The organism is Streptomyces cathayae, from assembly GCF_029760955.1.
GTDB lineage: Bacteria > Actinomycetota > Actinomycetes > Streptomycetales > Streptomycetaceae > Streptomyces > Streptomyces cathayae.
On the sequence record NZ_CP121682.1, the window covers coordinates 3,109,000 to 3,121,571 of the forward strand.

Consider the following 12,572-nt stretch of genomic DNA (forward strand, 5'->3'; position numbering starts at 1 on the left):
CCTCGAACGGGACGAGCCGCACCGGCAGCGAGAAGCCCCCTCGTTCACGAGGGGGAGGAGTCACCCTCCGCCAGGCCGACCGGACCAACGCTGAGCTGATCAAGGATCACGAGACCGTGGCCGAGTGCATCCAGGTTCGTGGCCTGCTCCGGGCCTCCGCCGTCCACCGCATCGGGCACAGGTCCTGACTCAGCAGGGAGCAACCAAGTACGAGAAGCGCGGGCAGCGTTGGGTGTGCCCACGTAGGTGCCCCGCACCTGTTTCCACTCGGCAGACGCCGACACCTCAGCGCAGCTCGCGGACCATGCAGTCGTACAACGGCGCCTCGTCCCACGGATGAGAGACACCCACCTTCCGATACCCCCACGCTGCGTAGGCGGACTGCGCGGGCGCGGCCTCCGGCTCGGGCCGCACCGTCAGAGTGACCCGCTCGGCGTCCAAGCCCTCAAGGAGCCGCGTATGCAGCGTGGCGGCGATGCCGTGCTGCCGCCACGCCTTCCGTACGGCCAGCTCGATGATGACGAACGTGCGCCGGCCGTCCTCCTGCGTGAAGGTGCCCGGCAGCCGGATGTCCTGGAGGTTCTCCCACCAGCGGGTGTCAGCAGCGAGAAAGTAACCATAGGTGAAGCCCACGACTTCCTCCCCGTCACGGGCCAGGACGAGACGGAAGCCGGGTCGCCGTGTGTGGACCTGGTATGTGTCGATGAACTCGGCGATGTCGCACGGCCCCTCACGGTAGGGCGGCTCGGCGTACACCTCCTCGTAGGCGGGGAGGAAGGCATCGAGTCGGCGAGCGCCCTCCTGACCCTCGTACCGCTCGTACGTTTCCCCGGCCATCACACGACTCCCTTCAGCTCGGTGTACTCGGTCAGCTCCTCGGCGGCCTCGCGGGCGCTCACCGCGTCGATGCTTCGAAGCAGGTCGCGTACGTCGGCCACACGTCGGTTCACACGGCCGGACTCCACCTCTTCGAGGTGGGTGAGGCTGGTGGCTGCCTCAGCCGCTCCTTCGTCGACCTCACCGGCCTGGACCAGACTGCGGGCCAGGGTCATCCGGTAGAGGGCTCGGTTGCGTCCGTACGACCGGTCCTGGTGGGCGAGCGCTGCGCGCAGGAAGGGAACCGCCGCCTTGTGGTGCCCGGTGTCGGAGTACAGCAGGCCCTGGGCGTAGTCCAGTTCGGCTGGTCCGTGGAAAGCGGCCCAGTCCGGGGCCGGGCGTCCACGACCGGAGCGGTCCACCATCCGCATGGAGTCGGCGAGCCGTTTGCGTGCGCTGCTCCGGTCCTTCATGAGCGCCAGAGCGCGAGCCTCGCGAGCGGCAATCAGGGACAGCAGTGCCGGACAGCCGAAGGGCACAGCGAGCGAGTGGGCCGCGCGAGCGAGGTCGTAACCGTCACGCGGTCGGCCTTCGTAACTGGCCTGCATGCTCAGCGAGACGAGGACCAGGATCTGGAGTCCGGCGTCGTGAAGCATGGTCGCGGTGGTCAGGGCCTCGCCCCAGTAGCGACGGGCGGTGTCCTGCTCGTCGGCGTCGTAGTACAGCCAGGCGCATTGCTCCGCGGTTTCGCCGACGAGAAGCTGGAGTTGACGTCCGACGGTGTCCGGGTAGTCACTGGTGTTGATGATCCGGCGCACTCGCCGGAGATGGCGGACGGCGAGGGAGCGGACGTCGCCCCCTCCGTACGCGTCGTCGAGGGTGTACAGCGAGCGGAGGCCCTCACGGAGTTCGAGAAGGTGAGCCGTGCCGACGGCTTCCGGGATTCCGATGCCCTTCCGAGGCCCTACCGCCACGCCGGCAGTTACGCCGATCGCGTCGGCCACGAAGGTCCTGCGGTCCACGTTCACCTCTCCCGACGGCGCGTGCGGCCCGTCCACCGTCGTGCTCGGCCCTGGCCCCGGGAAGCCGAGGTCAACGGGGTTCACGCCGAACATCGCGTGCAGCACGCGCCAGGCCGGCGGATGCGGTCTGGGCGGATGCGTCCGACGCCACCGCCGGACCTGGCGGTCGGTGATGGTCACCTGCTCCCCGACCAACTCGGCGGTCGCCTCGAAGGCCGGGATGAACGTCGACGGCTTGGCCCATCCGCGCTCTGTGCAGGCTTGCGCGAACGGCGTCGGCGTCTCATCCACCCTGGCCTCCCGAAGGGGTTCTGCTTTCGTCGACGGTAGCCCTCTCGCCCGGGGGAAAAGTCCGGCAGTTGAGAAAAAGTCCGCGGGAAGGTCCGCCCACAAGTCCGGTGACGGAGTGTGAAAAACAGTTTCCTCTAGGTGACAGCGCAAGACGCTGTCGAGGCCGAACCCGAGCACCACCATTGAAGGACGCGACCATGACGATGTCCGCGGCACCAGTAGGACCACAGCGCTACCAGGAGCGCTATCCGGCGACGTTGGAGGCCGCCGGACAGGCGCGGCGAGACATGACGCTGGCCCTGGAGACCTGGGGCCTGATCGAGCTGGTGGACCTGGCCAGGCAGGTCGTCACGGAGCTGATGGCCAACGCGCTGGAACACACGGACTCGGCCACGGTCGGCGCTTCCATCACCCGCACCGGAGCACGGTCCGCGCGGATCGTCGTCACCGACTCCTGCCGCACCAGACCCACCACGGGCACGCCGTCTCCCGACGACGAGCACGGCCGCGGCCTCCTCCTCGTCGACGCGCTCGCCCACGCCTGGGGCAGTGAACTGGTGCACGGCGGGAAACGGGTGTGGGCCGAACTGCATGTGGACAGCGAGCAGTGAGCACGTCGCCCGTGGCGGAGTTGCCACGCGTCGATCACCTCAGTCCTCGACAGCAGGCGGCCATCGACTGCGCACCGGACTGCAACGCCACCTGTCGCCGTCGGCGCCCTTTGAGGCAAGGCCGGGAAGCTCCTCGCCAGCCCCTTTGGGCGTGGGCGAGATGAGCAGCAGTCCGATGGCTCACCTGGAAATCGGCCTCTGCTTGGATCTCCACATGACGGACTGGTCTCAGCTCCACCACGCCTATGGGACCGCGGAAGACATTCCCGCCCTGCTCGACGCAGTCGGCCCGGACCCTCGGGATCCCGGCTGGGACGCTCTGGCCTCCCGCCTGTACCACCAGGGCGGTGTCTACTCAGCCAGTTACGCCGCCTTGCCGGAACTGGCGGAGAAGGCCCGGCAGTGGTCACTCGCTGAACGGCGCATGCCGCTCTACCTGGCCGGCCAGATCGTGGCCAGTCGCGACATCCGCGACGAGGTCGTGGATCCCTTCGTCACCCATGCTGCCGACATCGCCGAACTGCTGGCGCTGACAGAGGAAGCACTGGGCGACCCCGCCCTCGTCGATGACTCCCTGAACTACGTTCAGCTCCTGTCGACCTTGCTCAGCTTCGAGGGAGTCGAAGGCTGGGGCGAGCACCTCGACCAGGTGAACGGAGAGGAGTACGAGGTCCCCTGCCCGGCCTGCTTCTCGGAGAACTTCATCGTCTTGGGAGAGGGCTGCCGCTACTCCACCGCCGATGAGATGTACTTCAAGCGGCCACCGGCTCACACGATCCCGCTCCAGCCTCAGGACCCGACCACCGCTGACGGACTGCTACCCAGGCTCCACACACGCGCCCTCTCCGATGGGCATCCCGAGGTCGCAGGCAAACTCCCCTACGTGTTCGGCCATGCCCATTGCGTTCACTGCGGTGAACTCTTCAGCGTCCCAGAAGCAATCCTCGCCCGCTGCTAGACCAAGCACTTCCCTCGCCCACCCCCTTCCTGAGCTTGTTCTACAAGGGCTGGCCGACCTCGAAGGTTGGCCGTATCGAGGCTCGCTTCCGGGAGCTCGTTCGGCACAATGATCGTGTGACGAAAAACGAGGACGCCGGAGTACCGTCCAACAGCACAGGGCTTGTTGCAGGCATGCTGATCGGCATCGCAGTCGGGCTCGTGCTCGGGCTGACTGTCTTCGACAACATGGCGATGGGCCTGGTGCTCGGCAGTGGAGCAGGCGGAGTCCTCGGTGTCACTCTCCTCTCGGCACGGCGCTCGCAGCGCCGGTCCTCCTGAGGACTCCACAAGGCTGCTCAGCTTGTTCTTTTAGCCTCCGGCGTCAAACGGCATCTCGGACCGGGTCGCTCACCTGGGCATTTTCCGGACACTGAGGCGGCCTTCGTCTGATCATGTGCTCCGCCCAAGGCGCACGTGATCACGACGAAGGCGTTGTCGCCGGTCGTTCGCCGGCCCGGGGTCGGCTCAGTGGCCGCGTGCGATCCATTCGGCCAGGTGTGGTGCCTCGGCGCCGATCGTGGTGCCGTCGCCGTGTCCGGTGTGGACACGGGTCTCTTCCGGCAGCGTGAACAGCCGGTCGCGGAGGGACCCGATGATGGTGGGGAAGTCGGAGAACGAACGGCCGGTGGCTCCGGGACCGCCCGAGAACAGCGTGTCCCCGGTGAACAGCACCTCGGCTTCGGGCAGGTGCAGGCAGACGGACCCGGGAGAGTGCCCCGGGGTGTGGATCACCTCGAGTGCCGTGCCCGCCACGTCGATGCGCTGCCCGTCGCTCATGTGCTCGAAGGCCTGGCCGGGGTGGGTCATCTCCCACAGTTCCTGGTCACCGGGGTGCAGCAGGACCGGCGCCTGGAGCTCACGGGACAGCTGCGGTGCGACGGTGACGTGGTCGTTGTGACCGTGCGTGCACACGACGGCCACCACGTTCCGGTCTCCCACCGCCTTGATGATCGCTCGCTCGTCGTGCGCCGCGTCGATGATCACGACCTCGTCGTCGTCGCCGACGAGCCAGACGTTGTTGTCGACGTCCCACGTGCCGCCGTCGAGGGCGAAGACGCCGGAGGTGACCACGCGCTCGATCCGCAGGCCGTTCACAGGACCACCACCGAACGCAGCACCTCGCCGGCCTGCATGGTGTGGAAGGCCTTCTCGACCTCGTCGAGCGCGATGCGCTCGGAGACGAACTTCTCCAGCGGCAGCCTGCCCTGCAGGTGCAGGTCGACGAGCATCGGGAAGTCGCGCTCCGGCAGACAGTCGCCGTACCAGGACGACTTCAGGGAGCCGCCGCGGCCGAACACGTCGAGGAGCGGCAGTTCGAGCTTCATCTCCGGCGTGGGCACGCCCACCAGCACGACGGTGCCCGCGAGATCGCGCGCGTAGAACGCCTGCTTCCACGTCTCGGGCCGGCCGACCGCGTCGATGACGACGTCGGCGCCGAAGCCGCCCGTCAGTTCGGCGATCGCGGCGACGACGTCGGCCTCGCCGGCCTTGACCGTGTGGGTGGCGCCCAGGTCGACCGCCCAGTCCAGCTTCTTCTCGTCCCGGTCCACCGCGATGATCTTCGATGCGCCCGCCAGTCGCGCCCCGACGACGGCCGCGTCACCCACGCCGCCGCAGCCGATGACGGCCACCGAGTCCCCGCGGCCCACCCCGCCGGTGTTGACGGCGGCGCCCAGGCCGGCCATGACACCGCAGCCGAGCAGACCCGCGACGGCGGGGTCCACGGACGGATCCACCTTGGTGCACTGTCCGGCGTGCACCAGGGTCTTCTCCGCGAAAGCGCCGATGCCGAGCGCCGGGGTGAGTTCCGTCCCGTCGGTCAGGGTCATTTTCTGACTCGCGTTGAACGTGTCGAAGCAGTACTGGGAGCGCCCGCGCCTGCAGGCCCGGCACCGCCCGCACACGGCACGCCAGTTCAGGACGACGAAGTCGCCGGGCCGCACCGACTCGACGCCTTCGCCGACACTCTCCACGGTGCCGGCGGCCTCGTGTCCGAGGAGGAACGGGAAGTCGTCGTTGATACCGCCTTCGCGGTAGGTCAGATCGGTGTGGCACACGCCGCACGCGGCGACCGCGACGACGACCTCACCCGGTCCCGGATCGGGAATCACGATGTCGGTGAGCTCGACCGGAGCTCCCTTGGAGCGGGCGATCACACCGCGGACCTGCTGTGGCATCTGGGCTGGTTCCTCTGTCAGTCGGTCGTCAGTCGGTCAGAGGGCATGCGCACCGGCGCATGCCCTCCACGACCACGACGTTAGCCCCGGGCCGAGGACGGGCGACCTGTGCGAGAGACCAGGAGAACCTCGACCTTCGGACGGCGGCCGGACCGGCTAGGGTGCGTGGAATGCCCGACACGAAGGAACCGCCGGAGGCGGATGTTCTCGCCCTGCGAGAGGTCATCGAGGGTCCGCTGCACGAGATCGCACGCCGGTTCTCCCGCTTCCTGTCGGACCGGTGGCCGCACACCGCGCTCGTCGTCTTCACCAAGGAGTGCACCGGCCGGCCGCGGAAGGTCGCCGGTGCGACCGAAATGGTCAACAAGGTCACGATCGACGAACTCGAACAGCTGAAGGCCCTCGTCGAGCCCGGCCGGCCGATCGGCACCACGGCGGCGATCGGCGGGGCCGCCCGCACCGTCTGGGCCGTCCGCGACCCGGTCGGCACGCTGCTCGTCCTCGTGCCGCGCGGCTCCCGGAAGCAACTCCCGCGGCCCGCCGCCCTGTCGGCCCTCTTCGGGATCGTCGCGACCTCGATCAGCCAGCAGGTCGCGCAGGCGAGCCCGGACTACCTCGCCGAGTCACGCGCGGCCTCCAGTGAGCGGGCCCGCACCATCACCGAGATGGCGACGGCGCACGAGAGCGCGCTGGTGGCCATCCTGAACACGCTGCGCGCCACCGCACTCGACGATCGCCGTGCCCGCGTGGCCGCGACCGAGTCCGCCTCCGTCGCGCTGGTGGCGTTGCGCTCCGCCCAGAAGTCCGATCTGGCCCTGAGCGAGGAACCGGCCCCGGCCGCGTTCACGAAGCTGCGCAGGGACGTCCGGCACCTGCTCAAACACCACGAAGCGAGCGTCGAGTTCGTGCCGCCGGCCAAGGCGGCGCGTCCGCTGCCCGGAGAAGTCGCCTACGCCGCCCGCGCGATGACCCGGACCGCGGTGCTGGCCCTCACCGCGCAACCGGGTCCGTCACGCCTGCGCGTCGCCTGGACCTGTGACGACACGTCACTGCGGATCGACGTGCGGGAACAGGAATCCGGGAGCGTGGACGTGCACGCGCTGTCACGCCAGCTCGAGGGCCGCGCCCGCACGCTCGGCGCCACGGTCAGCCTCGACGCCGTGCCGGGCTGGGGAAGCCGGGCCGGCATCGTCCTTCCTTTCGACCCGCCGGCCGTCAGGACCGGGGAGACCAGGCTGTCGAGCCTCAAGGCGCGGGAGCAGGAGGTTCTGCACCTTCTCGCGCAGGGCAAGCGGAACAAGGCCATCGCCGACACACTCGGAATCACCGAGAGCACCGTCAAGTTCCACGTCACCGGAGTGCTGAGGAAACTCGAGGTCAGCTCACGGGGCGAGGCCGCGGCGCTGGCCCTGAACGGGCACGAGCAGGGCCCGGTGGCCGGGGGCCGGGAGGGGCGGTGACCGTCGCCGTCGTCCGTTCACGCCGTCGCCACCGCCGACAGGCGGTGGACGTCGCGGGCGGTGCCGGTGACGCCGGAGAGGAAGCCCTGGGCGCGGGGGGAGGCGTTCTCGGTGAGCCAGGCGGGGTCGATGTCACAGACCGCGATGCGCACCTCCGTGCCGGACAGGGCGAGGGGGAGGGTGTGGACGACGGTCGACGGGAAGCTGAGGACGGTGCCGCCGATGGGGCCCCGGCGGGCGATCAGCTCCAGCGGGAGTTCGGGGCGGACGATCTCCAGGCCCGTCTCGACCGCGAGCCGGTGGAGTTTCTCGGTGCTCTCGCGGCGGTGGGCGAAGTAGCGGGTCGCGCCGTGGGTCTTGGCGAGGGAGCGGACGGCCTCCAGGTAGGCGTCGGCGTCCACCACGCCGGTCTCCACCAGGGAGGTGCCCACCATGTCGGCGGTCCGGGTGATGCGGGGCGGGCCGAACCGGGCCCGGGTCCAGGCGAAGGCGTTGGCGCTGACGGTGACTCCGGGCGGGATGTCCGCCACCGGCATCGAGGAGAAGACCTCCACCCGGCGACTGCCGCCCGGGGTGAGCCTGCGCCGGGCGACGCCGGACACCGGGGCGAGGAGCAGGTCCCGGGGGCCGCGCCGGCCGCCCTTGCGGTGCCAGCGCACCAGGCGTTCGCCGCGGGCGAGTTGGCCGACGAACTCCATGGTCGCCGTGCCGTCGTCGACGACGACGAGGTCGCGGGCCCGGGTGATCGTCAGCAGGAGTTGTACGTACCGGGAGAAGGGGTCCCCGAGGAGGACGCGGTCGGCCCGGCGCAGCGGGCCGGCCAGGCCGGCGATGGTCCGGAAGGGTGCGCCGGCTCCGCCGCGCGCCTCCTCCCAGCGGACCACATGGCCCTCCTCGCGGGCCAGTTCGGACATGCGGCGCAACTGGCCGCGGGTCATGGGGTCGACGGGGGACAGCACCACGAGGGTGAGCCCCGCGCCGGGCGCATGCGCGTGCGCCCACTCCAGCACGTTCAGCAGTTGTACCGGGCTCTCGACGAAGGCGAGAGTGTGGGAGCCGGCGTTCCCGGCGCGGGGGCTCATCTACGTACGACCGTTCCCGTCGTCGAGGTGATGGTGGGTGGAGGGAAGGTCAGACGGTCAGCGGCTCGCCGGCGGCCGCGGCGATCTCCGCCTCGGCGACGACGCCGGGGACCCGGCGGAGCTTCTTCATCGGGCCCAGCTCGGACTCGTAGACCTTCTTGACGCCGTCGCCGAGGGAGGCCTCGATGGTGCGGATGTCGCGGACGAGGCGGGTCAGGCCCTGCGGCTCGACGGACGCGGCCTGGTCGGAGCCCCACATGGCGCGGTCCAGGGTGATGTGGCGCTCGATGAAGGTGGCGCCGAGGGCGACCGCGGCCAGGGTGGTCTGCAGGCCGGTCTCGTGGCCGGAGTAGCCGATCGGGACGTTCGGGAACTCCTGCTGGAGGGTGTTGATCATCCGCAGGTTCAGCTCCTCCGCCTTCGCCGGGTAGGTGGAGGTGGAGTGGCAGAGCAGGATGTTCTCGCTGCCCAGGACCTCGACCGCGTGGCGGATCTGCTTCGGGGTGGACATGCCGGTGGAGAGGATGACCGTGCGGCCGGTGGCGCGCAGGGCGCGCAGCAGCTCGTCGTCGGTGAGGGAGGCCGAGGCGACCTTGTGGGCGGGGACGTCGAACTTCTCCAGGAAGGCGACGGCCTCGGTGTCCCACGGGGAGGCGAACCAGTCGATGCCCTTCTTCCTGCAGTAGGCGTCGATCTGGCCGTACTCCTCCTCGCCGAACTCCACGCGGTGGCGGTAGTCGATGTACGTCATCCGGCCCCAGGGGGTGTCGCGCTCGATGTCCCACTGGTCGCGCGGGGTGCAGATCTCGGGCGTGCGCTTCTGGAACTTGACGGCGTCGCAGCCGGCCTCGGCGGCGGCGTCGATCAGCTTGAACGCGTTCTCGATGTCGCCGTTGTGGTTGATGCCGATCTCACCGGTGACGTACACGGGGCGGCCGGGGCCGGCCTCGCGGGTACCGAAGCTGCGGACGCGGGAGTTGGAGTTCACAGTGCTCATGACGGTGTTTCCTTACTTGGGGAGGGAATCGAGAGAAGGGCCGAGGATCCAGCCGGCGATCTCCCGGACGGCGCCGTCGCCACCGGGGAGGGTGGTGACCGCGCGTGCGGCGCCGCGCACGACGTCGTGGGCGCTCGCGACCGCCACGGGCCAGCCCACGAGGGCGAAGCACGGGAGGTCATTGACGTCGTTGCCGACGTAGAGCACGCGCTCGGGCGCGATGCCCTGTTCCTCGCACCACTGCTTCAGGGCGAGGTCCTTGCGGTCGATGCCGTGCAGCACGGGGAGCCTGAGCTTGCGTGCGCGGGCGGCGACGACCGGGTTCTGTTCCGTGGACAGGATCAGCATCTTCAGGCCGCTGCGGCGCAGGGCCGCGATGCCGAGTCCGTCGCCGCGGTGCACGGCGACGATTTCCCGTCCGTCGGCGTCGATCAGCACCCTGTCGTCGGTCTGGGTGCCGTCGAAGTCGAGGACGACCGCGTCGATGTCGTCTGCGGTCGGGAGTGCGCCGGGCCTCTCCGCGTCGAAGAGCGGGGCGAGGGCGCGGGCGCGGGCGAGGTCGTGCGGGTCGTCGATCTCCAGGACCCGCGCGGGGTCGGTGCGGACGAGTTCGGTCCGGCCGAAGAAGCGGTGCCGGTGCTCGCGGAAGCCGGCCGCGTCCATCGCGTAGGCGGCGCCGGTCTCCAGCAGGTCCTGGGGGCGGTCCTGGCGGCGGGGGCGGAACGACTTGTCGTGGTTGACGCCGAAGCCGCCCGTCGCCGGGTCGGTGTCGGTGTCCGGCGTCGCGTCCGTCGCGTCCCGCCAGACGAAACCGTGGAAGGGGGCCACGGTCACCGCCGTGTCGGCGCCCTGTTCGGCGACCGCGCCGGCCACCCCGTCGATGTCCTCGCGGACCAGGAAGGGGCTGGTGCACTGGACGAGCAGGACGACGTCCACCGCGGCGCCGTGCAGGGCCTCGTGGGCGTCCATGGCGTGCAGGACGGCGGCCTCGGAGGTGGCGAGGTCGCCCGCGATGGCGGCGGGGCGCAGCACGATCTCGGCGCCGGCCTGCCGGGCGGCGGCGGCGATGGCCTGGTCGTCGGTGGAGACGACGACGTCCGTGACGTGGCGTGCGGCCCGGCACTCGCGGACGGCGCGGGTCACCAGGGGGACGCCGCCGACCGGCGCGAGGTTCTTCGCGGGCACGCCCTTGGAGCCACCGCGTGCGGGGATCACGGCGAGCACCCGGCGCACCGGCGCTCCGCCCCGGTCCACTTGCGGTTCGTTCATTGGATCTCCTCCGAGTAGACCCCGTCCTTCAGGGCGGGGGTGATTCGGGCCCCTGCGGAGCAGGGCAGGGGAAGACGAATGACCGTCAGGGCGGTTCGTCGTCCGGCAGTCATGGCCTCCAGATGGGCGATAGGTTCCGAATTGCCCGGTCGGCGAGAACCAAGTCGGCCGGGTCTACCGTCGGGCTGGCGGGATGTCAGGTCTGTGGAGCTGGCGTAAGACCGATGGCTGGCACACCAGTCCTCGCCGTTTGTTCGGGTCGGCTGCTGTCGATGAAGCAGAAAGCTCAACCCGTGAGGGTTGAATCCCCCTGCTTCAGCTGGGGGAGATGTCAAGGGATCAGCTCCTCGAGCAGGAAGGGAGGCGGTCACAGTTCGCCCATCCGACGGATCACCGGGGCCACCCGCTGGACGCCGTGCCGGTAGGCGCCGCGTGCCGCGCGGCGCACGATCTGCCGGACCGGTCCGGGCTCCTTGTCGGCGGCGGGGGCGCCGGGCAGCGGGGTGCCGTCCGGGCCGAGGTGGTGGCGGGCGAGCAGGCCGGGCAGGTAGCCGGGCGCGGTGACGGGTGTGTAGTACGGGGCCAGCGGCGGCAGGCCGCCGGGGCGGTCGAGCAGTCCGGCGACGCGTGCGCGGGCGGCGTCGAAGGCGGTGGCGTACGAACCACCGGTCGCGACGCCCTGCCGGGACACCCACTCCTCGTCCGGCACCGGTCGGTGCCCGGCGTCGAGCTGGTCCCAGGAGGCGAGGCAGCCGGAGCCGACGAAGTGGTGGTTGCCGAGCGCCTCGCGCACCCCGAGGTCGGTGAGGACGACGGTCGGGATACGCCGGTGCAGGGACTCCAGGGCGGCCGTGGAGCTGATCGTGACCAGCAGGTCGGTGCGGTCCAGCACCTCGCCCATGTGCCCGTACACCAGGCGGAAGTTGGCCGGCGGGTCGAACCGCTGGGCCAGCTTCTGGTACGGCAGTTCCTCGATGTGCGTGGTGTGCTCGCCCGGCTTGGAGCGCAGCTTGAGCAGCACCTCGCGCTCGGGGTGCCGGCGGGCGTGCTCGATCAGCCGGTTCAGCAGGTAGGTGCGGTCCTTGCGGCTCTCCGGGACGGAGGGCTGGGCGGCGAAGACGACCGTGTAGGGGTCGTGCTCGCCCGTGTGGGCGGCGCCGCCGAGGAAGGGCAGCGCGACCTCGGTCACCGAGCCGGCGTCGGCGCCCACTCCTTCGTACACGGTGCGGAAACGGTCCGCGTCCTGGCGGGAGTTGGCGAGGACGAGGTCGGCGCCGTGGCGCAGCAGCAGGCCGTCGGCGAGCTTCTCGTAGACGACGCCCACGTATCCGGTGACCACGACGGGCCGCTTCGGCCGGCCGGCCGGGCCGTCCTGCCAGACCCGTCCGAGTCCGTGCAGCATCGCCTGGACGCCGCCGCCGACCAGGGCGAGGACCAGGACGTCGTACGGCTCCTCCCGCATGGCGTGCAGGAACTGGACCGCGGTCACCTCGTGGAGGGCGTCCGCCCGGACGCCGACCTCTTCGAGCTGACGGGCTGTGGGAGTCGCACGGCCCCGCAGGAGATAACCGTCCAGCCGGATGTCCGGGTTTTCCGGGTTCCCCGGGTTCCCCGGGGCGATGCGGTTCGCGGTGAGCGCGCCCCATTTCCACCGGGTGTCGGAATCCGCGAGGACGGCGACTCGCAGGGTCTTCGTTGCACTTACTGGCACGACGAAGACGCTAGGAAGCAATTTCCAGCAGCGGCCCAACCGGAATCCAACAAATGGTTAACAGAAGATCGCCGAATGACGAATCGGCCCGCCCGGCGCCCGGAAAAATGTTCGCTTCACCGCTTCGACACGCGTCG

12 protein-coding genes are annotated in these 12,572 nt (G+C 70.1%); 4 read left to right on the forward strand and 8 right to left on the reverse strand.

The window, feature by feature from the left end:
- Positions 1 to 285: 285 nt before the first annotated feature.
- Together PYS65_RS13980 and PYS65_RS13985 are read right to left on the reverse strand one after the other, a co-directional pair.
- Positions 286 to 837, reverse strand: a complete 552-nt coding sequence (locus PYS65_RS13980) for a GNAT family N-acetyltransferase (RefSeq protein ID WP_279334292.1) — start codon at positions 835 to 837, stop codon at positions 286 to 288.
- Positions 837 to 2,129: an NsdA family TPR-like regulatory protein gene (locus tag PYS65_RS13985; protein ID WP_279334293.1), complete on the reverse strand. Its 1,293-nt coding sequence runs from the start codon at positions 2,127 to 2,129 to the stop codon at positions 837 to 839. The genes PYS65_RS13980 and PYS65_RS13985 overlap by 1 nt, the downstream gene beginning before the upstream one ends.
- Before the next feature lie 197 nt (positions 2,130 to 2,326).
- Here PYS65_RS13985 and PYS65_RS13990 point away from each other — a divergent pair, with 197 nt between their 5' ends.
- From PYS65_RS13990 to PYS65_RS14000, 3 genes are all read left to right on the forward strand, one after another.
- Entirely contained in the window at positions 2,327 to 2,740 is a 414-nt protein-coding gene (locus tag PYS65_RS13990; RefSeq protein ID WP_279334294.1) for an ATP-binding protein, read from the forward strand.
- Positions 2,741 to 2,900: 160 nt separating this feature from the next.
- On the forward strand, positions 2,901 to 3,698 hold the full coding sequence (locus PYS65_RS13995; protein WP_279337948.1) for a hypothetical protein: 798 nt from the start codon (positions 2,901 to 2,903) through the stop codon (positions 3,696 to 3,698).
- Between the two features lie 116 nt (positions 3,699 to 3,814).
- Complete coding sequence (locus PYS65_RS14000) at positions 3,815 to 4,018, forward strand: hypothetical protein (protein WP_279334295.1); 204 nt, start codon at positions 3,815 to 3,817, stop codon at positions 4,016 to 4,018.
- A gap of 186 nt (positions 4,019 to 4,204) precedes the next feature.
- On the opposite strand, the gene PYS65_RS14005 is transcribed toward PYS65_RS14000, so the two are convergent.
- The gene (locus PYS65_RS14005) at positions 4,205 to 4,834 is read right to left on the reverse strand and encodes an MBL fold metallo-hydrolase (RefSeq protein ID WP_279334296.1); all 630 of its coding nucleotides are present in this window, start codon (positions 4,832 to 4,834) and stop codon (positions 4,205 to 4,207) included.
- On the reverse strand, positions 4,831 to 5,916 hold the full coding sequence (locus PYS65_RS14010; RefSeq protein ID WP_279334297.1) for an S-(hydroxymethyl)mycothiol dehydrogenase: 1,086 nt from the start codon (positions 5,914 to 5,916) through the stop codon (positions 4,831 to 4,833). The genes PYS65_RS14005 and PYS65_RS14010 overlap by 4 nt, the downstream gene beginning before the upstream one ends.
- Positions 5,917 to 6,086: 170 nt before the next feature.
- Here PYS65_RS14010 and PYS65_RS14015 point away from each other — a divergent pair, with 170 nt between their 5' ends.
- Positions 6,087 to 7,376, forward strand: coding sequence for a helix-turn-helix transcriptional regulator (locus PYS65_RS14015; protein ID WP_279334298.1), 1,290 nt, complete (start codon positions 6,087 to 6,089; stop codon positions 7,374 to 7,376).
- A 17-nt stretch (positions 7,377 to 7,393) separates the two neighbouring features.
- On the opposite strand, the gene PYS65_RS14020 is transcribed toward PYS65_RS14015, so the two are convergent.
- From PYS65_RS14020 to PYS65_RS14035, 4 genes are all read right to left on the reverse strand, one after another.
- A complete protein-coding gene (locus tag PYS65_RS14020) occupies positions 7,394 to 8,458 on the reverse strand; it encodes a hypothetical protein (protein WP_279334299.1) in 1,065 nt (354 codons plus the stop codon).
- A 49-nt stretch (positions 8,459 to 8,507) separates the two neighbouring features.
- Positions 8,508 to 9,446, reverse strand: a complete 939-nt coding sequence (locus PYS65_RS14025; RefSeq protein ID WP_279337949.1) for an N-acetylneuraminate synthase family protein — start codon at positions 9,444 to 9,446, stop codon at positions 8,508 to 8,510.
- Between the two features lie 21 nt (positions 9,447 to 9,467).
- Positions 9,468 to 10,724: a cytidylyltransferase domain-containing protein gene (locus PYS65_RS14030; RefSeq protein WP_279334300.1), complete on the reverse strand. Its 1,257-nt coding sequence runs from the start codon at positions 10,722 to 10,724 to the stop codon at positions 9,468 to 9,470.
- Between the two features lie 367 nt (positions 10,725 to 11,091).
- Positions 11,092 to 12,435 carry a DUF6716 putative glycosyltransferase gene (locus PYS65_RS14035; protein ID WP_279334301.1) on the reverse strand — a complete coding sequence of 448 codons (1,344 nt, stop codon included), beginning with the start codon at positions 12,433 to 12,435 and terminating at the stop codon, positions 11,092 to 11,094.
- Positions 12,436 to 12,572: the final 137 nt, after the last annotated feature.